The organism is Pseudomonas putida (assembly GCF_050990305.1).
GTDB classification, from domain to species: Bacteria; Pseudomonadota; Gammaproteobacteria; order Pseudomonadales; family Pseudomonadaceae; genus Aquipseudomonas; species Aquipseudomonas putida_AH.
Map to the genome: position 1 here is coordinate 4,949,635 of NZ_CP158817.1, position 21,958 is coordinate 4,971,592.

Annotated in this window: 20 protein-coding genes; all 20 read right to left on the reverse strand. The window is 59.2% G+C overall.

Annotated elements, in window-relative coordinates; all coding sequences use genetic code 11:
- Nucleotides 1-17: 17 nt before the first annotated feature.
- Nucleotides 18-1,367 (reverse strand): flagellar hook-length control protein FliK, encoded by a 1,350-nt coding sequence (locus tag ABTV22_RS22345; RefSeq protein WP_433736628.1) that lies wholly within the window; start codon nt 1,365-1,367, stop codon nt 18-20.
- Between the two features lie 97 nt (nt 1,368-1,464).
- Nucleotides 1,465-1,833 (reverse strand): Hpt domain-containing protein, encoded by a 369-nt coding sequence (locus ABTV22_RS22350; protein ID WP_433736629.1) that lies wholly within the window; start codon nt 1,831-1,833, stop codon nt 1,465-1,467.
- 30 nt (nt 1,834-1,863) lie between these two features.
- Nucleotides 1,864-3,510, reverse strand: coding sequence for an ATP-binding SpoIIE family protein phosphatase (locus ABTV22_RS22355; RefSeq protein ID WP_433741474.1), 1,647 nt, complete (start codon nt 3,508-3,510; stop codon nt 1,864-1,866).
- A gap of 65 nt (nt 3,511-3,575) precedes the next feature.
- Nucleotides 3,576-3,872 carry an STAS domain-containing protein gene (locus ABTV22_RS22360; protein WP_433736630.1) on the reverse strand — a complete coding sequence of 99 codons (297 nt, stop codon included), beginning with the start codon at nt 3,870-3,872 and terminating at the stop codon, nt 3,576-3,578.
- A 423-nt stretch (nt 3,873-4,295) separates the two neighbouring features.
- Nucleotides 4,296-4,745 carry a flagellar export protein FliJ gene (gene fliJ / locus ABTV22_RS22365; protein ID WP_433736631.1) on the reverse strand — a complete coding sequence of 150 codons (450 nt, stop codon included), beginning with the start codon at nt 4,743-4,745 and terminating at the stop codon, nt 4,296-4,298.
- 6 nt (nt 4,746-4,751) lie between these two features.
- Nucleotides 4,752-6,110: a flagellar protein export ATPase FliI gene (fliI, locus tag ABTV22_RS22370; protein ID WP_433736632.1), complete on the reverse strand. Its 1,359-nt coding sequence runs from the start codon at nt 6,108-6,110 to the stop codon at nt 4,752-4,754.
- The gene (gene fliH, locus ABTV22_RS22375; protein ID WP_433736633.1) at nt 6,100-6,888 is read right to left on the reverse strand and encodes a flagellar assembly protein FliH; all 789 of its coding nucleotides are present in this window, start codon (nt 6,886-6,888) and stop codon (nt 6,100-6,102) included. Before fliH ends, fliI begins: the two co-directional genes overlap by 11 nt.
- 4 nt (nt 6,889-6,892) lie before the next feature.
- Nucleotides 6,893-7,912 (reverse strand): flagellar motor switch protein FliG, encoded by a 1,020-nt coding sequence (gene fliG / locus ABTV22_RS22380; RefSeq protein ID WP_433736634.1) that lies wholly within the window; start codon nt 7,910-7,912, stop codon nt 6,893-6,895.
- A complete protein-coding gene (fliF, locus tag ABTV22_RS22385; RefSeq protein ID WP_433736635.1) occupies nt 7,905-9,692 on the reverse strand; it encodes a flagellar basal-body MS-ring/collar protein FliF in 1,788 nt (595 codons plus the stop codon). The genes fliG and fliF overlap by 8 nt, the downstream gene beginning before the upstream one ends.
- Before the next feature lie 15 nt (nt 9,693-9,707).
- A complete protein-coding gene (gene fliE, locus ABTV22_RS22390; protein WP_433736636.1) occupies nt 9,708-10,037 on the reverse strand; it encodes a flagellar hook-basal body complex protein FliE in 330 nt (109 codons plus the stop codon).
- A gap of 239 nt (nt 10,038-10,276) precedes the next feature.
- Nucleotides 10,277-11,668 carry a sigma-54-dependent transcriptional regulator gene (locus ABTV22_RS22395; protein ID WP_433736637.1) on the reverse strand — a complete coding sequence of 464 codons (1,392 nt, stop codon included), beginning with the start codon at nt 11,666-11,668 and terminating at the stop codon, nt 10,277-10,279.
- Complete coding sequence (locus ABTV22_RS22400; RefSeq protein ID WP_433741476.1) at nt 11,665-12,891, reverse strand: sensor histidine kinase; 1,227 nt, start codon at nt 12,889-12,891, stop codon at nt 11,665-11,667. The genes ABTV22_RS22395 and ABTV22_RS22400 overlap by 4 nt, the downstream gene beginning before the upstream one ends.
- A gap of 128 nt (nt 12,892-13,019) precedes the next feature.
- The gene (locus tag ABTV22_RS22405) at nt 13,020-14,495 is read right to left on the reverse strand and encodes a sigma-54 dependent transcriptional regulator (RefSeq protein WP_433736638.1); all 1,476 of its coding nucleotides are present in this window, start codon (nt 14,493-14,495) and stop codon (nt 13,020-13,022) included.
- A gap of 172 nt (nt 14,496-14,667) precedes the next feature.
- Nucleotides 14,668-14,964, reverse strand: a complete 297-nt coding sequence (gene fliT / locus ABTV22_RS22410; RefSeq protein WP_433736639.1) for a flagellar protein FliT — start codon at nt 14,962-14,964, stop codon at nt 14,668-14,670.
- A gap of 24 nt (nt 14,965-14,988) precedes the next feature.
- On the reverse strand, nt 14,989-15,378 hold the full coding sequence (gene fliS / locus ABTV22_RS22415) for a flagellar export chaperone FliS (RefSeq protein WP_433736640.1): 390 nt from the start codon (nt 15,376-15,378) through the stop codon (nt 14,989-14,991).
- 154 nt (nt 15,379-15,532) lie between these two features.
- A complete protein-coding gene (fliD, locus tag ABTV22_RS22420) occupies nt 15,533-16,915 on the reverse strand; it encodes a flagellar filament capping protein FliD (protein WP_433741478.1) in 1,383 nt (460 codons plus the stop codon).
- 81 nt (nt 16,916-16,996) lie between these two features.
- Nucleotides 16,997-17,347, reverse strand: coding sequence for a flagellar protein FlaG (locus tag ABTV22_RS22425; protein WP_433736641.1), 351 nt, complete (start codon nt 17,345-17,347; stop codon nt 16,997-16,999).
- 73 nt (nt 17,348-17,420) lie between these two features.
- The gene (locus ABTV22_RS22430) at nt 17,421-18,878 is read right to left on the reverse strand and encodes a flagellin (RefSeq protein ID WP_433736642.1); all 1,458 of its coding nucleotides are present in this window, start codon (nt 18,876-18,878) and stop codon (nt 17,421-17,423) included.
- Between the two features lie 251 nt (nt 18,879-19,129).
- Nucleotides 19,130-20,059, reverse strand: a complete 930-nt coding sequence (locus ABTV22_RS22435) for a ketoacyl-ACP synthase III (protein ID WP_433736643.1) — start codon at nt 20,057-20,059, stop codon at nt 19,130-19,132.
- Between the two features lie 310 nt (nt 20,060-20,369).
- Nucleotides 20,370-21,953, reverse strand: a complete 1,584-nt coding sequence (locus ABTV22_RS22440; RefSeq protein WP_433736644.1) for a flagellar hook-associated protein 3 — start codon at nt 21,951-21,953, stop codon at nt 20,370-20,372.
- Nucleotides 21,954-21,958 lie beyond the last annotated feature (5 nt).

Consider the following 21,958-nt stretch of genomic DNA (forward strand, 5'->3'; position numbering starts at 1 on the left):
AAGGGTTTTGTGTTTGATCAGGCGTAGTAGTCGACGGCGCTTGTGCCGATCACGCTGGTCACCGGCGCGGCAACTTCGGCAATGGCCGGGGTGAGTTCGTCATCCATTGAATCGACGCGACCACCACTGGCACGGGTGCGCCCGCTCTGACTCTGATGAGCCTGGTCCTGCCCCTGTTGCGAACCCCGGGACTGGTCGGACACGTTGACATCCACCTGCCCCATGCCCTGCTGCGCGAACATGTCACGCAAGCGATGCATCTGCCCATCCAGTGCCTCACGAACACTGGGGTGAGCACTCATGAACGTCACTTGGGTCTGCTGGTCCGGCACCATGTTTACCCGGATGTCCAGGCGCCCCAGTTCAGCCGGTTGCAGCTGAATGTCAGCCGCCTTGAGATTGGCACTGGACAGGTACATGACCCGATTCACCACCTCCTCGGTCCAACCGCTCTGGTGCATGGCGATTGGCTGGTTAACCGGTATGGCATTGGCGGTTTTCGGTGTGGCCGCTTGCGTCAGTGCCGCCAGGCGGTTGGCGAAATCGTCGACCCGGGTGTCACTGCTGGCCGACTTTATGTCCTTTAGTCCTTCATCGATCAGGCCGCTAAACGCCTTGTCGCCCCCCTGGCTGGTGCTGTCCTTGCTGGCTTGCACATCAAGCATGTTGGCCATGCCGGCGGCAAAATTCTGCGCCGACGTCTGTTCACCATCGGCCTGAGCCTGGGCTGGCGTCGGCGCGGATTTAGGTTGTGCCTGGCTGGATGCCGAAATGTGACCGCTCTGCTCCATGGCCATGCGCACGGCGGGCAGTGCGTCGAGCGGGTCGGCTTCGGGATCGAAATCGGTGTCGGTAGTAACGGTTGTTGCCGCTGCAGCCGTGACAGCGGCAGCCACTGGCGCCTCGACGGGCTCGGTCACGGGTGGCGTGGACGGAACGGGGACAGTGACCGCCGGTTGCACGGCCTGCAGCAAGGCAGGATCGAGCGTCGGATCGACCGGCGCGGTATCGGCGACGGGTGTTTGCGCGCAATCCGCCGCATCGTCGCTGGCGGCCTTGTCATCAGCCGGTGCCGGTTGATCGGCGGGCAAGGATTTGCCGCTATCGGCAACGGCCGGCTCCGGGGTGGCAGAATGATCGTCGGCGACATCCTGCTTGCCGGCGTCATCCTGAGTCTTGTCGCGCAACGGCTTGACAGAACTATCGGTCGTCTCGGCAGGCTTGCTCTGCGCCTGTTTGGCATACACCTGAGAGAAGCTCGCGGCCTTATCCCCGGGCTCAGCGGTCAGCGCCGTGGATTTGGCGGAGGCGGCTTGAGCCTTGGCCTGAGCGGCAGCTTGAAGAAGCGTATTGGGGGTAACGGGCATTGCACGGTCTCCGCTGCACTGGGATCGTAGGTACAGTTGGGAGAGTTGACTGCAAAGGTCGCGCCAGTTTTGCCCGATCGTGATTACCCGCCGGTGATTAATAGCGGCGAGCGGTGGCGATGGTCGAGAGCGCGCGCTGTCGCTCCTCTTCATAGAGTGGCCGGACACACGCGAATTCGCGGGTGATTTCAGCCACCAGCGATTCAATGCCTGAAAGGTTTCGCTCTTTGGCGCGCAACTCAAGGTCATGACACAGCCCGGCCAGGCGAATCGCGCCCATGTTGCTGCTACTGCCCTTGAAACTGTGCGCGGTCTCGAGAATCGCCGTGGGGTCGGTAGCCACGGACAATTGCTGCAACCGCTCTTCGGAGTCTGCGAGGAAGGTATCGATCAGTGTCGAAAATTCATCCTCCATGACATCTCGCAATGCGCAGAGCACGTCCGGGTCCAGATGTATGTCAGCCACTTGCTCACTCCTTGATCAAGAATGCGCGGATTATGCCAGAGCCTCCCAGAAAAACTCCACGCGGGCGCTGCGACCATCGTCGCTCCAATTGGCGTTACGCCCCAATTGGCGGATCAAACTGACGCCGCGACCCGACAAACGGACAGGATCGAGGGGGCGCTCCATTACTCGTTCAACATCAAAACCCTTGCCGCTGTCCTCGACGCGAATCACCAGGCGACCACCCTCGCCTTGCGGCGTGACCTGCAAATGCACTCGAACGTAGCCATCCTGCAGCTCGTCCAGACGCTTGTTTCGCTGCTTGTAATACCGGGCAAATCCCGCGACGTCGCGCTTGAGGCTGGAATCGAGCCCCAGCACGCCATGCTCCAGAGCATTGGAGTACAGCTCGGCCAGCACGCTATATAGCGCCCCGCTCTGGGCCCTGAGGCCGTGAACCTCAAGCAGCAGCTGCAGCAGGTACGGCAGCGGATTGAAACGTTTGAGGGTGGCGGCGCGAAACTCGAAACTCACCGACCAGTCCAGCGGGCAGGACTGGCCACTGTCGGAATAGACCGGAGCGGGTGGATTCAGTTGAACAGAGTCCAGCAGGCTGATTTCGACCATGCTGACATCGTCCCGGGCTTCGCCGCGAAAATCCCGCAACGCCCGGTCGATTTCCTCGAACAATGCATCAGGCTGACGATTGGCTGCGAACACCTGCTGCAATCGTTGCACACCGAACAGTTGCTCGTTGGCATCGCAGGTATCGATCACCCCGTCAGACAGCAGAAACACCCGATCCCCGAGCGCCATCGGAAACACTTCAGTGCGGTCATCGAAAGTTGTCGGACTCAACACACCGAGCGGCAAGTGCCGGGCCGTCAGCGGTGTGCGCTCCCCCGTGGCCATGCTGTGCAGGTAGCCATCCGGCATGCCGCCGTTCCAGACCTCTACCGAACGACGCTGAAAACTCAGGCACAGCAGCGTCGCACAACAGAACATGTCGACCGGGAGGATGCGTTTGAGCTTGGCATTCATCTCCCGAAGGGTTTCCGCCAGGCCATAGCCCTTGGCAGTCATGCCGTAGAAGACTTCGGCCAGTGGCATCGCCCCGACTGCGGCCGGCAACCCGTGGCCGGTGAAATCACCGAGTAGCACGTGCATGTCGCCGGAGGGCGTGAACGCCGCCAGCAACAAATCACCGTTGAACAGTGCGTAAGGCGATTGCAGGTAGCGGATGTTGGGGGCATTCAGGCAGCCGGAATGGGCTACCTTGTCGAAAACAGCCTTGGCCACACGCTGCTCGTTGAGCAGATAGTCGTGATGCCGGGCGATCTGGTCACGTTGCTGCAACACAGTGGCCTGCAGCCGCCGCAAACGGTCCATCGCCTTGATCTTGGCGCCGAGGATCACCTGGTTGTAGGGTTTCGCCAGAAAATCGTCACCCCCGACCTCCAGGCAGCGGGCCAAAGCTTCGTTTTCAGACAAGGAGGTCAGGAAGATGATCGGGACCAGGGTTTCCCCGGCCAACGCCTTGATCTGACTGGCCGCCTCGAAACCATCCATCACCGGCATCATGGCGTCCATCAGCACCAAGTGCGGCCGTTCCAGGCGAAACGCCTCAACCGCTTCTGCACCGTTGGCCGCCGTCAGCACTTGATGCCCCTGGCGCCGGACGATACTGGACAACAGCATGCGATCGGCCGCGCTGTCTTCGGCGATGAGGATCGTCAGTGATTCCAGTGGAGCCTGTACGGCGTTCAACTGATTTCGAACAGCTTGTCGAAATTGGAGATGGCGAGGATTTTCCTCACGTCGCAACTGCTGTTGACCACGCGGATATCGGCGTCGTCGCCTCCGGCGTGATCGCGCAACAGCAGCATGCCCAACGCGGAACTGTCGAGATAGGTCGCCTCTTTGAGGTCGATCACCACCTCACTGAGGTCTCTACCCTCGTAGGATTCGCGAAATTCCTGGTGCTTGGCGAAATCGAATCGTCCCTTGACCGAGATTGTCAGCTTTTGGCCATCGAGGGAGACTTCGGTGAGGACTGACATTTCATGGCTTCCTTGTCATTGATGAGCCGGCTTGTACAAGGTGTAGCATTTGGTAAAGGTTGCGGCAAGGTTGGACATTGTGGTGCCTGACAGACCGCCTTCGCGGGCAAGCCTCGCTCCTACAAATTGAGTGAGCCGTAGGAGTAAGACTTGCCCGCGGGAAGCTTGGTAAAGGTTGGACTTTGTGGCGTCTGACAGACCGCCTTCGCGGGCATGCCGCGCTCCTACAAATTGAGTGAGCCGTAGGAGTGAGACTTGCCCGCGGGAAACTTGGCAAAGGTTGGACTTTGTGGCGTCTGACAGACCGCCTTCGCGGGCATGCCGCGCTCCTACAGGTTTCGTGTAGGTCATGATTTCGCAAACGACGCCAATCCTGTAGGAGCGAGGCTTGCCCGCGAAGCACGATAACGCGGTTCAACGGATTCAATATTGTTCCTGCCGCGGCAAACGCTGGGACAACTCATCCAATAGCTTCTGCTCGCGCTTGTCCTCCAGCGCACGCGCTTCATCCATATAACGCTGCACCAGTTTGCGCAAACCTTCGACCCGGGCGAACGCCTGCTGCCAGGTGTCCCGCGCCTTGTTCAGGTTGTTCTGGTGCCAGGCCAGGCTTTGCCGCTGTTGATCGATGGCCGTGCCCAATTGCGCCAGGAAGCCTTGATAACCCAGCAACCATTGGCCCGACACGCCACCGCTGCCGCGCACGATCCACTGCTCCTGGTAATCGAGACGAAAGGCTTCGAGGTCGTCGAGCTTGCTCTGTGCCAGCCGCACCTGCCCCTGAAAATGCCCCAGGCGCTGGACCGCGGTCTTTTCGGCCTTCTCGGCCATTTCCACCACGGGGGCCAGGCGCCCTGCCCGACTCTGCGCCATGATCGGTTAGCCGCCCGCCGCAGGCGCGAAGATCGACGCGAGGTACGCTTCGCTTTCGCCCAGGCTGATGCTGTCATTGAGGCCCTGACGCAGGTACTTGACCAACTGCGGTTGCAGAGAAATCGCCAGGTCGGTTTCGCGATCGCCGCCGGCCACGTAGGCACCGACGCTGATCAGGTCCCGGCTCTGTTGATAGCGCGACCACAACTGCTTGAAGTACTGCGCACGGGTCATGTGCTCCGGCGATACCACCGCCGGCATGACCCGGCTGATGGACGCCTCGATATCGATGGCCGGGTAGTGACCTTCCTCGGCCAGTCGCCGCGACAGCACGATGTGCCCGTCGAGCACGCCTCGCGCGGAGTCGGCAATCGGATCCTGCTGGTCATCGCCTTCGGACAGCACGGTGTAGAACGCGGTGATCGAACCGCCGCCCTTCTCGGCGTTACCGGCCCGCTCCACCAGCTTCGGCAACTTGGCGAACACCGACGGCGGATAACCCTTGGTGGCCGGTGGCTCACCAATGGCCAGGGCGATTTCCCGCTGGGCCTGAGCGAAGCGGGTCAGCGAATCCATCAGCAACAGGACATTCTTGCCCTTGTCACGGAAATATTCGGCAATGCGCGTGCAGTACATGGCCGCGCGCAGACGCATCAGTGGCGCGTCGTCCGCTGGCGATGCGACCACCACGGAACGCTTGAGCCCTTCTTCACCGAGGATGTGCTCAATGAACTCCTTAACTTCACGACCCCGCTCGCCGATCAGCCCGACGACGATGATGTCGGCCTCGGTGAAGCGGGTCATCATGCCCAGCAACACGGATTTACCCACACCGGTGCCGGCAAACAGCCCGAGCCGCTGGCCGCGACCGACCGTCAACATGCCGTTGATGCTGCGAATGCCCACGTCCAGCGGCTCGCTGATCGGCTCGCGCTTGAGCGGGTTGATGGTCGGGCCGTCCATCGGCACCCAGTCCTCGGCCTTCATGCCGCCCTTGCCATCCAGCGCGCGACCGGCGCCATCGAGGACCCGCCCGAGCATGCTCATGCCCATCGGCAAGCGTCCGGAATCGGACAGGGGAACGACGCGGGCGCCCGGCGCAATACCGGCAACGCTGCCGACCGGCATGAGAAAAACCTTGCTGCCGGAGAAGCCCATGACTTCGGCTTCGACCTGTACCGGGTGATAGCTGTCATCGTTGATGACCATGCAGCGGCTGCCCATGGCGGCGCGCAAACCTTCGGCTTCGAGCGTCAGGCCGACCATGCGCAGCAGGCGGCCTTCGAGGATCGGCGCGCCTTCCAGCTTCGTGGCCTCGGCATAGCTGCCCAGGCGCTTGGCGAAACTGGTGCGTTCAAGGCGCATCGGGAACATCCGCCATCGCGGGTTTGTCTTCGATCGGCAGCTCAAGGCTCAAGTCCGGCGCAGCCGGGTGCAAGGCTTGCTCGTGGAGCTGATCGAGCAGCTTGTCCATGACCCGCTTGACGCGGGTTTCGACCGTGGCATCGATACGACTGTGCTCTGTCTCGACCCGGCAACCGCCCGGCAATAGCGACTCGTCCTCGACGATGCGCCAGGCTTCTTCATGGCGTTCGCGCAGGGCTTTGACCTGGGCGAAATCCTGCGGGTTGATGTACAGGCGCACGTTGTTCACGCCCAGCGGCAGCAGCTTGAGGGCATCACGCATGACGTGCTCGATCTGCGTCGAGTCGATGGTCAGTTCGCGCTGGATCACCTGGCGAGTGATGTGCTGCACCAGGTCGACCAGGGACTTTTCAATCAGCGTGTCCTGCTCGGCGATGGGCTCGAACAGGTGCGTCATCAGTTGTTCCAGCCCGGCGATCTTGGGGGCCAGCGCCGCTTCCGCTTCCTGACGAACCTTGAGCGTGGTGCTGTGGAAACCCTCTCGCTCCCCCACCGCGAAGCCTTCGTTGTAGGCCTCCTGGCGAATACTTTCGAGTTCTTCCAGGGTCAGTGGCTGGACTTCCTCCAGCGGCACTTCTTCCATTTCCGGTGGTTCAGGTTCCGGCTCCGGTTCAGGCTCAGGTTCCGGCGGGTCGAAACTGGGCAGCGCCCAGGTATCGAAACCACTGACTTCCCCGGCCCGGATCAGGTCAGTGTGTTCCTCATCATGCTTGGCCATGGTGTTAGATCATTTCCTCGCCGCCCTTGCCACCGAGCACGATCTCTCCGGCTTCGGCCATGCGGCGGGCGATGGTGAGGATTTCCTTCTGCGCGGTTTCCACGTCGCTGACGCGCACCGGCCCCTTGGCTTCGAGGTCGTCGCGCAGCAGTTCGGCGGCACGCTTGGACATGTTCTTGAAGATTTTTTCTTTGACGTTTTCGTCCGAACCCTTGAGGGCCAGCACCAGCACGTCGGAGGACACTTCGCGCAGCAGCGCCTGGATACCGCGGTCGTCGACATCGGCCAGGTTGTTGAACACGAACATGAGGTCTTCGATCTGACCGGACAGGTCTTCGTCGACTTCGCGGATCGAGTCCATGAGCTGGCCTTCGATCGAGCTGTCGAGGAAGTTCATGATATCCGCCGCGCGCTTGATGCCACCCAAGTTGGTGCGCGAGGCATTGGAGTTGCCGGAGAACTGCTTCTCGAGAATCTGGTTGAGTTCTTTCAAGGCCGCTGGCTGCACCGTGTTCAGCGAGGAAACCCGCAGAATGATGTCCAGTCGCACCTTGTGGTCGAAGTTGCCCAGTACTTCGCCGGCCTGGTCCGGGTCGAGGTACGCCACCACGATCGCCTGGATCTGCGGGTGCTCGTAACGGATCACATCAGCGACGGCGCGCGGCTCCATCCACTTCAGGCTGTCCAGGCCGCTTGTGTTGCCTCCCAGCAAGATGCGGTCGATCAGGCCGTTGGCCTTGTCTTCACCCAGGGCCTGGGTGAGCATTTTGCGCACGTAGTCATCGGAGCCGACACCCAGGCTGGTCTGGTCGCCGACGATATCGACGAACTCGCTCATCACCTGCTCGACCTGCTCGCGGTGTACGTTGCCCATCTGGGCCATCGCCACGCCGACACGCTGAACCTCTTTGGGTCCCATGTGGCGCAGTACCTGGGCGGCATCGGTGGACCCCAGGGACAGCAGCAGGATCGCGGCTTTGTCGACCTTGGTCAGTTTGGCGGCAACGGCTCGGTTATCACTCATCTGCGTTAATCCACTCTTTCACGACCTGAGCCACACGACCCGGGTCTTCTGCCACCAGACTCTTGATTGCGTTCAACTGTGCGTCATAGCCTTCGCTCGGGCTCGGCAACAGGATGCTGGTCGGGCCACCGAGGCTGACGCGGTCGTTGCCCAGTTCGCCGTCCAGGCCGCCCATGCCACCCAGCTCGACGTCGCTGCCGATGCCAGCCAGATCCTTGCCTTTGCCGCCACCGGTGATGTTGTTGAGCACCGGACGCAACACACCGAACACCAGCACCAGAATGAACAAGACACCCAGCACTTGCTTGACGATGTCCCAGAACCACGGCTGGGAGTAGAACGGAATGTCGGCAATCACTTCGCCACGGTCGGTGGAGAACGGCATGTTGATCACGCTGACGCTGTCGCCACGGCTGGCGTCGAAACCGACCGCGTCCTGCACCAGGCGGGTAAAGCGCGCCAATTCATCGGCACTCCACGGCGCTCGGGTGGTTTCGCCATTGGCCGGGTTGACCTTGACCTGATCGTCCACCACCACCGACACCGACAGGCGATTGAGCCGACCCTGTTGCTGTTTGGTGTGGCTGATAGAGCGGTCAAGCTCGAAGTTCTTGGTCGATTGTTGACGCTTGTCCGCCGGGTATGGCGCCAGCATCGGCTGACCGGTGGCCGGGTCCATGATTTGCTGGCCGTTGGCATCGATCAATGGCTGGCCGGGCTGCACCATGCCCGCCGAAGCGGTGGAACCGCCGGTGGTCTGCGGCGCCGAAGCTGGCGTCGGTGGCTGGTTGCTCAAGGCACCCGGCACACCTTGCGGGCCGTTGCTGGCAGTACGTTGTTCGTTGACCGACTGTTCGCTGCGCAATGCCGGTTGATCCGGGTTGAATTGTTCGGAGGTCGACTCGACGGCACTGAAGTCGACGTCGGCCGAAACTTCAGCCTTGTAGCGATCGTTGCCCAGCACCGGTTGCAGGATGTTGTGCACACGCTGGGTGAGCATGCTTTCCATACGACGGCTGTAGTCAAACTGCTTGCCGGCCATGGTCAGTTCGGAGTTTTCCGCCTGATCGGAGAGCAGGTTGCCCTTCTGGTCAACCACGGTGATTTGCGATTTGCTCAGTTCAGGAACGCTGGTCGCCACCAGGTTGATGATGGCCACGACCTGGCCAGGCTCTAGCGAGCGACCGGAATACAGCTCGACCAGAACCGAGGCACTTGGCTTGCGCTCATCGCGCACGAACACCGAACTCTTTGGAATGGCCAGGTGCACGCGGGCACCCTTGACGTTGTTCAGGCTGGAAATGGTCCGGGCCAGCTCACCTTCGAGGCCACGGCGGTAGCGGGTGGCTTCCATGAACTGGCTGGTGCCCAGGCCTTGTTCCTTGTCGAGGATCTCGAAACCGATGTTGCCGTCGCTGGGAGTGACACCAGCGGCCGCCAGTTTCAGGCGCGCACGGGACAGGTCATCGGCCTTGACCAGCAAGGCACCGGAGTTGGGCTCGACACTGTAGGGAATATCGGCAGAGGCCAGGGTATCCATGACCTGCTTGGCGTCCATGCCGGCAAGGCTGCCGTACAGCGGACGGTAGTCCGGCTGCTGGGACCACAACACCACGGCAAAACCAATCGCCACGCTCGCTGCCAGGCCGACCAACAGGCCCACCTGACGCAACATGGTCATCTCGGAAAGATTCTCCAGGAAGGACAATCCGAACAGCGGCGGCTTGCCGTCTGCGGGAGTGGCCTTGGCCGGAACGTTATTGGCGACTGCTTCTGCCATGACTCAATCTCGTCCTTAAACCGGCATCTGCATGATGTCTTGGTAGGCTTGAACCAGCTTGTTACGCACTTGGGTCAATGCCTGGAAAGACACGCTGGCCTTCTGTGAGGAAATCATTACGTCCGTCAAGTCGACGCCGCTCTTGCCAATCTCGAAGGCGCTGGCCAACTGATTGGAGGCCTGCTGGGTATCGTTCACTTTATTGACAGCCTGACCGAGCATGTCGGAAAAGCTGCTGCCACTCAGTTCAGGGACGGCGGCAGTCGATTTCGGCGCAGACATGGCGTCCATTTGCATGGCGCGCATGTCCAGCATCAACCGGTTGAATTCAATACCTTGGCTCATGTTCTGCTCTCATTGGCGGCCCGCAATTTTTTGACACTCACTCGGCGGGTACTGGGGTGTTAGCAACAAGGGTGCCAGCTCTGTGGCTGCGTCCTACAAAAGCTTCCCATGGCTATATCTGGATCCCTGTAGGAGCGAGCGCTGCTCGCGATGAACTCAAGAACACCGCGTTAATACTGAAACCCCGCGTCATCGTTGACGACCATCGCGAGCAGGGCTCGCTCCTACAGGGGGGGGGATTACGTGGCGAACAGAAAGGCTTCCACGTCCATGCCCGCATCGCGCATCTGCGCCAGCTTGTAGCGCAGGGTGCGCGGGCTGATGCCCAAGCGCTCGGCGGCCTCTTTGCGGCGGCCGCGCTCGGTGCGCAGGGTATCGATGATCATCTGGAACTCGCGGCGACGCAGGTCATCGCCCAGTGCCCCGGCGGATTCGGAATCGACCTCCACCGCTCGCACGGGCGCGGTTGCTGGCGCCGATACCGGCAATGGCGCACAGACGACCGGCCCGGCCAGACAGAAGTCCTGAGGCTGTATCAGGCCACCCTGCTGCAGAATCAACGCACGCTGAATCGCGTTATCCAGCTCACGCACATTACCTGGCCAGGGGTAACCAATCAGGCACGCCTGGGCCTCGGGCGATAATCGCGCCGTGGCATGCTTCATTTTATTGACGTGTTTGGCCAGCAGGCGCTCGGCCAGCGGCAGGATATCGGCGGTACGCTCGCGCAGCGGACGCCACGCCAGCGGAAACACCGACAGGCGATAGTAGAGGTCCTCACGGAAACGCCCCGCCGCCACTTCCCCGGCCAGATCACGGTTGGTGGTTGCGATCACGCGGATATCCAGGCTGATCGGCTTGCGTGCACCCACCCGCTCAACCTCGCGCTCTTGCAGCACACGCAGCAGCTTGGCTTGCAGACCAAGGGGCATTTCGGAAATTTCGTCGAGCAGGAGAGTCCCGCCATCGGCCTGCTCGAACTTGCCGGCCTGTGCCGCAATGGCGCCGGTGAACGAGCCTTTTTCGTGACCGAACAACGTGGCTTCCAGCATGTTGTCAGGGATTGCCGCACAGTTGATCGCGATGAACGGCTGACGCGCGCGATGGGAATGCTGGTGAATGTAGCGCGCCAGCACCTCCTTGCCGGTCCCGGATTCGCCGGAGATCAGCACCGTAGAATCACTGCGAGCCACCCGCGCGGCCAGCTCCAGCAATTGCGCGCTGGCCAGCTCGACGGCCACTGGCCCTTCGCTGTCGGCGGCACCGAGACTGCCCAAGGCGTGTCGCGCCACCAGATCGAGCAATGCCTTGGGCTCGAACGGCTTGACCAGATAATCCGCCGCACCCTGGCGCATCGCATCCACCGCCCGCTCCACGGCACCGTGCGCTGTCATCAGCAACACCGGCAATTGCGGCTGTCGCGCCCGTAGCAAACCGAGCAATTGATGGCCATCCATGCCCGGCATGTTGACGTCACTGACCACCAGATTGAACGCCTCGGTACCGACCAGCGCCAGCGCCTCTTCTGCCGACCCCACGGCCTTGTAGTCATGACCGGCGAGCAACAACGTGTCAGCCAGTGCTTCGCGTAAAGCGCGGTCATCCTCGACCAGTAAAACCTTGATGTTCATGACGTTGACTCCACTCCCTGAGCGCTGCGTTTTTCATCAGAAAAAAGCGGCAGAATCACCTGCGCACAGGTACCGCGCCCGAGTCGTGAGCGCAGTTGCAATTCCCCCTGATGGGCACGGGCAACGGCCTTCACCACTGTCAGACCGAGCCCGGTTCCGGTGGCCTTGGTGGTGAAAAACGGCTCGCCCAGGCGTGCCAGTACGACGTCGTCGATACCGCTGCCGCTATCGCTGACGCACACACGCAAATGGCTGTCACGGGTATACAGATGCACCTTCAAACGCACATCACCGGCACTGGCCTGAATGGCGTTCTCGATGAGGTTGAGGATGGCGCCGACCAGGGTGTCGCGACTGCACAGCAGCTCGCCGACATGGCTGTCGCACTGCCAGCGGATTGGCAGGTCTTGCACATGGGTCAGCGCTGCCGCCTGCAGCGACTGCATCAGTTGTTTAGGGGTGACACGATCGGTCAATGGCAACTCGCCACGGGCGAACACCAGCATGTCGCGCACCTGATGCTCCAGCTCGTGCAAGCGTTCCTTCAAGCGCCCGGCAAAACGCTGCTGGGTTTCGACCGGCAATGGCTGCTCAGTCAAATGACTGGCGTAGAGCAACGCGGCGGACAAGGGCGTACGAATCTGATGAGCCAGCGAGGCCACCATGCGACCAAGGGACGACAAACGCTCGTGACGGGCCAACTGATCTTGCAGGTGACGGGTTTCAGTCAGGTCATTCAACAGCACAAGCTGACCCGGCTCGGCATCCAGCGAACGCGTGGCAATCGACAGGCGCCGACCATCCTTGAGGGAGATTTCATGACCGTCGTCTTCGCGAGGCGCAAAACAGCGGGTAATGACGTGACGCCACAACTCGCCTTCGAGAGGCAGACCCAGCAACTCGCAGGCTGCTGGATTGGCTTCGCGCACGATGCCTTGAGCGTCGATGACGATGACGCCACCGGGCAACAGATCGAGGAGATTTTGCAGACGGTTGGCCAGGCGCTCTTTTTCCGCCAGCTCTTGCATGCGCTGGGCGCTGACCACGGCCAGCTCACCCTTGAGTTCAGTGACCCGGGCTTCGAGCATGCTGTAGGAACTGGTCAACTGACTCGACATCTGGTTGAACAGAGCGAAAGCCTGCTCGAGGCCAAGCCGGCTTGCCTGCTCTACGGACGACGATTGCGCCAGGGCATCCCCGAAGGTATCTGGAGCAGGAGACATCTGGGCGGCTTGGGGCATCGTGCTCTCTCGCTTGGCTGACCGTCAGTGAAACGGAACGTTGCGAGGGATGTAGCAATACCCGTGCCTAAAAAAAACTGCTTATAAATGAAGAAGTTGAAAAACAGGCGTCAATCATCCGCCTGTTCATCTCCGTCACGACGGCTCATGCCGTACTTGCGCATCTTCTCCACCAGCGTGGTGCGACGGATACGCAGCCGTTCGGCAGCGCGCGCCACAATGCCGTTGGCATCGTCCAGCGCCTGCTGGATCAACCCCTGCTCCAGACCACCGAGGTAGTCCTTCAGGTCGAGGCCTTCGGGCGGCAGCAAGGCGCCGCTGGTGAAATCCGGGGCATGGCCATTGATGGCCACGCGCTCTTCCAGATCGCTGCGCAGGCTGTCGACCATTTGCTCGTCTTCATCATCGACGTAGCGGAATTTTTTCGGCAGCTCGACCACGCCAATCACGCCGTACGGATGCATGATCGCCATGCGCTCCACCAGGTTCGCCAGCTCACGGACGTTACCCGGCCAGCCGTGACGGCACAGGGACATGATCGCCGCAGAGTTGAAGCGGATCGATCCACGCTTCTCGTGCTCCATGCGCGAGATCAACTCGTTCATCAGCAACGGAATGTCTTCGACGCGCTCGCGCAACGGCGCCATCTCGATCGGGAACACGTTCAGGCGGTAGTACAGGTCTTCGCGGAACGTGCCGATCTCGATCATGCTTTCGAGATTCTTGTGGGTCGCCGCGATGATGCGCACGTCGACGCTCTGGGTCTTGTTGCTGCCCACGCGCTCGAAGGTGCGCTCTTGCAGCACACGCAGCAATTTGACCTGCATCGGCAGCGGCATATCGCCGATTTCATCAAGGAACAGGGTGCCGCCATTGGCCAACTCAAAACGCCCGGCACGACTGGTAATCGCCCCGGTGAACGCGCCCTTCTCATGGCCAAACAATTCGCTTTCCAGCAACTCCGCCGGGATCGCCCCGCAGTTGACCGGCACAAACGGCGCCTCACGGCGCTTGGAGTGGTAATGCAGGTTGCGCGCGACCACTTCCTTGCCAGTACCGGACTCGCCGAGGATCAATACACTGGCGTCGGTGTCGGCGACCTGCTGCATCATCTGACGGACGTGCTGAATCGCCCGACTGGTGCCGACAAGACTGCGGAAAAGATTGGGTTCGCGATGACGACCGCGCTCGCGGGCCTGGTCGTACATCTCGCGGTAGACCTGGGCACGGTGCAGCGAATCGAGCAATTTGCTGTAGCTGGGCGGCATTTCCAGGGTCGAAAGCACCCGGCGACGCTGGTCTTCCGGCAGGTCGATAGAAGAATTATCGCCCATTAGCAAAACAGGAAGGAACTCATCCCATGTGGACAGTGTCTTTAGCAAGCCCAGAAGCGCACCAGGAGCATTGACCGTCCCGATGAGGACACAGATCACTTCGCGACTAGACGACAAAGAGCCGACAGCCTGCTGCCAGTCGTGGCTACCGCAGGGTAAATTTTCTTCGCCGAGAAAATTTAAAATCACCGCCAAGTCGCGGCGGCGGACGCTATCGTCATCAATCAGCAGAATTTTGGTTTCACGCCACATGCAATAGCAACTTCCCTAGTCAACTCAATGCCCAAAATGCGGGGGCAAGCTATACGCTTGCAGGCAGGATATGCCTGAAGACGACTGAAATCTGCAAACAGCCACTAGTTAAGTCAAAAAACCGTGCACAGTCAAATTTATGGCGCACTACGTTTGGATTAACTGGCGTCAATTAACCAAACAGATGGTAAACCTTTGATGCCTTTTGTGCTTGGTTGATCTGCGACATCTCGTCGACTATGGCCTGACGTTCGCCCATCGTCGCGGTCAGCAACTCTTTGTAAACCGCCAGCAACCCTTCCAGATTACTGCGCACCGCTTCTTCGTCGATGGGCGCCTCACTGAGCACCTCATCGACGCACTCACGGCACGTCGTGTCCAGCTCACCAATCGCATCCCAATTGCGCGCCGCCAGGGCGTCGAGAAGGGCTTCGCGGGTTTCTTCTATGCGTCGCAGTGCTTGGCTCATGACGTCTTCCTCAGACCCTCGGGCCTATTGATTGGCGATAGCATCCCAACCGCTTTTCAGGGTTTCCAGCAAGCCCGCTACTTCGTCGATGATTTCGACTTTGTTATCGCGATTGGCTTCCATCAGGCGCGTCATCATGTAGGCATACAGATTGTCGAGCTGCTGTAGCGAGGCCGGATCATCAGTCTTTTCGGGGTTCAAGCCATCGCGCAGGCCAATGATGATGTCCACGGCCTTGCCCATCATCAGCCCCTTGAGTGCGATATCGCCGCGCTCCAGCGCACCCTTAGCCTGGGCCATACGGTCCAGCCCGCCCTCCATCAGCATCTGCACCAGACGATGGGGGTTGGCTTCAGAGATCTGGGCATGGGAATTGACCTTCTGGTATTGGCGAAGGGCTCTCATGGGGTTCATGTTTCTACCTCGTGACAGACAACTGCTGGAATTAAGTGGACTCTGATCATTATGTCGACTGGTCGACACATAACTTTAACGCCGGTACCCCACCAATGAAAAAACCCAGGCACCGTCGTGACAGGCGGCCTGGGTTTTTTATGAGCGACCCGAATCAGTCCGACTTCGGATTGTTCAGTGCATTGAGCGTGGTCATGATGCTGTCGCTCTGCGCACGCAGTTTGGCTACCAATGAGTCCATGGCGGTGTACTTGGCGCTCAGGCTCGTTTGCAGGCTGGCCATCCGTGCATCGAGGGCATCCTGCTGCTTCTTCAGATCATTCAGGCTGTCGCTCAAGCTCGTCGAGCGCGCTGCAAAAACACCGGTATTTTTTTGCGCAAAGCTGTCGGTAGCGGTCTTCATGCGCGCCAACAAACCGTTATCACCCGAAAAGATCCCGTTGATATCGGCAGCATTGGTGAGTGCAGCATCACTGAAGACCTTGTCGTCGATCGACAGCAAACCGGTCTTCTGGTCGGTTTCGACACCGAACTGAGCGAGGGACTTCATCTGACCGGTACCGCCCATGGCATTCAACTCGGTACGCACCGACGACAGCAGTGAGCGCAAAGACGCGTCGCCCGTCAAGGCGCCAGCCGTCAACGAACCATCAGCATTAGTAGTGACTTTAGTCTCGGTGTTGGCAGCACCGATCAGTGCGTTATAGGTATCGACAAAACCTTTGACCGCTGACTTCAGCGCCGCTGTGTCGGCGGAAACCGTGATAGTGGTTGGCGTCGCCGTACCACTGGAAGGAACCGGAGAAACCCCTGTCAGTTTGACGGTGATACCGCTCACTGCATCAGCAATTGTATTGGATTTGGATTCCATCGCCACACCATCGAGCGTGTACTTGGCGTTCTGTGGCGTAGCGAGGATCGAAGTGCCGGCTTCCAGACCAGAGCTGCCCAGCAGGCTCAAATCCGAACCAACGCCAGTTTTGTTGGACGTCAGCACCATCCGCGAACCGTTGGCGTCGGTCAGGATGTTGGCACTCAAACCCTGGTTTGCGTACTGAGAGTTGATCGAGTCGCGAACCTGCTGCAACGTCGCGCCAGCAGGAATGCTAACGTCGAAGGTGTCACTACCCTGTTTGATTTTCAGCGTGGTCGGCGCTGCACTAGCGTTGACCACCGAAGAAGCGCCACCGGCAAAGACCTTGGTGGAAATTTTCGATGCTGTTGCCAACTGACTGACCAGCAGCGAGAAGCTACCTGCCGCTGCACCGTTACCAGTGGTCACGCTAGCGACTTTTTCATCGGAGGACATGCCGCTCAACCCGCTGAAGCTAGCAGTGGTCTTCATGTTATCCAACGCGCCACGGAAGGCATCCAGTGCCGCCTGGATTTTACCGATCGACGACAGCGAGGTGGTTGCTTTCAGCGTCTGGCTGTTGATTTGCGTCTGTTTTGGCGCTCTTTCGGAGTCCACCAAAGACTTCACAATCGCCTGGGTATCGATGTTCGAACCAATACCGCTAACCGATGTACCCGCCATCATTTCTCTCCTTATCCAGTGGCTGCCGTTTTCTTGACCGCAAACATCTTAAACAGCGACAGCAACAAAATTCATGCCAGTTCAGACTTTGTCGTCAAACAACAAACTACTGGCGTCCGACAGGCTCTGGGCCAGTTTTAGTGCAGCTTCCGAGGGTATCTGACGAATCACCAGACCCGTTTCGGTGGCGATGACCTTGACCACGACGCGACCAGTGGAATCATCAATGGAAAAGTCCAGATTGCGCTGTGCAGCCTGGACAAACTCCTGAATGTCGGTAACCGCTTTTTCCAGTTCGTCGCGCTTTGGCTCGGAACTCAAAGGCTTCACCGCTTCAACCTTGGGCTGTTCCGGTTTACCAGTTTCATTCGGCGTTACGCCCTGAGGGGCAACGGCGGGATAGGACTGGTTCAACTTCACGCTCATGTCCATGCCTGATCTCCTCATCATGAAAAAACAAAAGGGCGCGTAAACGCGCCCTTCCGTCAGTTACCAAGCGCCGGAATTAACCCAGCAGCTTCAGCACAGCCGATGGCAGCTGGTTAGCCTGAGACAGGATCGCGGTGGATGCCTGTTGCAGGGTTTGCTGCTTGGTCAGCTGAGCGGTTTCTGCCGCGAAGTCAACGTCCTGGATCACACCACGAGCAGCGGTGGAGTTGTCCGAGATGGAACGCAGGTTCGACACGGTGCTGTCGAAACGGTTTTGTACGGCACCGAGGTCAGCACGCTGGGAGTCGATGTTGGCGATTGCCTGGGTGATCACGTCAACAGCGTCTTGTGCAGCGGCTGCGGTGGAAACGTTACTGTTGCTTACGGTAGCAATTGTCGAGCTCTTAGCAGCGGCACCAAACAAAGAGTTTACCGCGCCACCAGCACCAACTTCGCTCAGGGAGTAGCCGTTGGTGGAGTTCAGCGAAATCGCGCCAGTAGCGATAAGCGTAGTACCCGACGGTACAGCAACAGCACCGCTGTAGGTGCCGCTACCATCTTTTACTGCGACCTTGACACCTGCGAGTGCACCAGCATCACCGTTAGTGAAAGTCAGGTTTTCACCGGTATCGGATTTCACCTGCAGGTTTTGAGTCGTGGCGTCATAGTTAACACTGATACCCAATTTGGCAGCGTTGGATTTCAGCTGATCAGCCAGATCGGCAGTGCTGGTAATACCAACAAAGCTGACCGTTGGCGCCCCTGCACCACTACCTACCGTCAAGTCGAATTTAGCTGGAGCCAAGGCCGTAGCAGTAACAGTGAATTTTGCTTCAGTGCTGGCAGTGGCCGACAAACCACCCACAGCGCCGTTCAACTGAGCGGCAATTTGCTTAGCCGAATCACCAGCAGTGACATTGATAGGAGTAGCGTTGGTCTGACCGCCACCCGTTACACCGATCACGCCGGTAACAACACCACCAGTAAGACTTGGGGCATTAGCAGCACTCTTAAGCTGTTGCGAACCAATTTTGCTGGCCGATACGTCACCCAGAGTCATGTTGATGGTCTGGTTGGCATTTGCACCCACTTGGAAAGCGGTAGTACCGAAAGAACCGTCCAGCAGGTTACGACCACCGAAAGTAGTGGTGGTAGCGATACGGGTCAGCTCAGCAGTCAGAGCCGAGTACTCAGCGTTGTTCGACTTGCGGTCTTCAGCGCTTGGCGAGCCGTTCGCGGAAGCCAGAGCCAGGGTACGCATTTTTTGCAGGATGTTGGTGGACTCTTGCATCGCGCCTTCAGCCGTTTGCGCGATGGAGATACCGTCACCGGCGTTCTTGATAGCGGTCTGCAGGCCGTTGATCTGGCTGGTCAGACGGTTGGAAATTTGCAGGCCAGCAGCGTCGTCTTTAGCGCTGTTGATACGCAGGCCGGAGGACAGGCGCTGCATCGAAGTTTGCAGATTGCCGGAAGCCTTGTTCAGGTTGTTCTGAACGGTCAAGGAAGCAAGGTTGGTGTTTACGGTTAAAGCCATGACGAAAATCCTCGTTGGATGGATACTGCGGCTTCCGGCCCTGGCAACCGCCGGGTGTGGCCTAGAGAACCTACGTAATAGTTATCGTCGTGGGACCCGTTTGCTTGAGGGGTTTTTTCGAAATTTTTAGTGGCAGGGTGCCAGCCCTTTATTTTCAAGGGTTTAGAGCCAGAAAATCGGCGCCAGAAAAATGCAAAACGCCCGGAAATCTAAATTTCCGGGCGTTTTTTTTGCTACTGCGATCGTGTTAATCAGCCGCGATAAAGAATCGCCGATCCCCACGAAAGGCCTACGCCAAAGCCGCTGATGGCCACACGCGTCCACTTCGAATCGAACACATGTTTCTCCAGCAGCAGCGGAATGCTCGACGATACTGTGTTGCCGGTTTCGAGCATGTCCTTGACGAACTTCTCCGGCTCGCCTTCTTCAAAGCGGCGCGCCACGGCATCGACGATGGCCGCGCTGCCCTGGTGAATGCAGAAGGCATTGATATCGCTGGCCTGAAGATTCGATTCGTCCAGCAGCTCATGCAAATGCGCCGGGACTTTGAGCAGGGCAAAGTTGAAGACCTGGCGGCCGTTCATGAAGAACACGCCGTCGGTGACCTTCAAATGCGGTGCGCCGGAACCGTCGGTACCGAACTTCGACTTGCCCAGCTGCCAGACGGCGTTTTCGCCCATCCAGGTCGCGGTGGCGGCGTCGCCGAACAGCATGGTGGTGTTGCGGTCTTCGGGATCGACGATCTTCGAATAAGGATCGGCAGTGATCAGCAGGCCGTTTTTCAGCCCCGCCGCTTCCATGAAGCCTTTAATCGCATAGAGGCCGTAGACGAAACCGGAACAGCCCAGGGAAATATCGAACGCCGCGACATGGGTCGACAGGCCCAGCTTGTCCTGCACGATCGCAGCGGTGTGCGGCAAGCCTTCTTCATCACCGTTCTGGGTGACGACGATCAGGCAGTCGATGGATTCACGTTTGAGCTCAGGACTGGCGGCGAACAGCGCATTGGCGGCTTCGACACACAGATCGGACGTTTCCTGATCGGCACCCATGCGCGGCAGAAACGCCGAACCGATCTTGCCAAGAATAAAGGTTTCATCCTTGTCGAACTTTGCACCCTGGGCGTAGTTATCAACCCCGGCTGTCGGCACGTAACTCGCTATATTTTTTATGCCAATCATTATGGCTTCCCAATAATAAACAGCTGAACATCGCCGCTCGCTGAATCGAGGGCGTCTACAGTCGGGGCCAGGCCCCAGAAGAGCAACGTCGGGATTCAAGCAGATGCCTTGAACAACCCGCCACCTTCACCGCCCGCAGACAGGATACAGTGAAGATGCGCGTTTTGACTGACGGGTCACTCAGGGAGAGGCGCTTTCTTTGATTTTGTGCTCCGGATTGCGCCCCGCCCTGCGTTGTTTAATACAAAAAAAAGGCAAAAAAAAGCCAGTTCCCGATGAAGGGAACTGGCCTCGAGCGGTCAGGACCGGCTCAAAGCTTGTTGAACAGGCTCAATTGGGAAACCTTGGCGAAGGCCAGTTGCGCGGCCTGCAGCATGGTCTGCTGCAGGGTGAGGCGCGTCAGCACTTCCGCCGGATCGATATCCCTGATCCCGCTCGTGGTCGACTCATTGATCAGGCCGGCGCTTGTATTCTGCTCGTTCTGCATATCCATCACATTCCCCCGAGCGCCGATCGCACCACGCGCCAGGTCGACCTGGTTCTTGGCGTTGTTCAGGTTGGCAATGGACGAAGCGATCGTATCTGACAGAAAACGCTGTGCAGTCGGATTGCCATCGGTCGGTGCATCAAGCGCCGAACGCAGTTGGCTGATGGTGTCGAGCACATTCTGGGTCTGGTGTGTATTGACGGCGATATCGAACTGATCACCTGCCGCCGGAGTCGGCGGTGTGCCGCCAAGGGTAAAGCTGACACCGGCTGCCGTTGCCACACCCGCTGTCACGGTGCCGGTGGTGACTGGCGTGCTGCCGGCGGTCAACGGACGGGCGTACAGTTCGAAGGCCCCAGGACCGGTGAACTTCAGGACGGCCCCGCCTTCCGGGAAAAAGCTCTGGTAATCGGCAGCGTTGGTCACCGAAGTCTGACTGATGACCGCTGTCGACGTATTACCTGGGGCACGGTTGCTGACGAAGCTGTCAGGCTTGGCCGACAACTCGAAACTGTGCGTGGCGATACGAGCATCGATGTTGGTAGGGTCATCGCCAGCCTGCTGGGTGATGTCCAGCTTGAATGTCACACCGCGGAAAGTGATATCGGAACCGCCCTTGGCATTAGGGTCGAACACGCCTCCCCCTGCTGCCTCGGCGGTCTTGTCATTGCCGGCCGCATCGGTGATCACATATTGGGTGCTACTGATGAATTGCAATTTGTAGGGTTCACCACTGCGGAACGTCGAATCGAAGTCCGGCCCGGAGCTCACCAACCCTGGCGACACCTTGACGCGCCCATCATCGACGGACGGCGTCAGCATGGTGCTCGAACTACGGGCCGCATTGATAGCCTGCTGGAAAACGTCCCAACCCGTATCGTTCAACCCCAACGACATCGAGTCGCCAATCTTCAGTTGCAGCTGAGTCTGATCACCCTGATAGCTGTAGGTGCCATCGCTGTTTTTCACGAAAGGCTGGGTGTTGTTGCTGGCGCCAGAAAAGATGTACTTGCCGTTGGCATCCTTACTGTTCATCAAGCTCAGTAGTTGTTCTTCCGATTGTTTGAGCTCGGCTGCAATGGATTTTCGGTCATCGTCGTTCAACGAACCGCCACCCGCCCGCACCGCCAATTCGCTGACTTTCTGCAGCGTATTGTTGATGCTGTCCAGCACGCTTTCTTCCTGCGCCTGGGCGGTGTTCAACGCGTTGATGTTGGTGGTGTACTGACCCAACATCGCTTTTTGCTGGTCAAGTTGCAGCAACCGGGCCGCGCCAACAGGATCATCCGCGGCGGTCGTGACTTTAAGGTTGCTACTGGCCTGCTCAGCCGTCTTCATCACATTGTTGAGGTTGCGAGAATAGTTGGCAGCCGTCGTGGCGTAATACTGTGCTGTAGAAATGCGCATGTTCT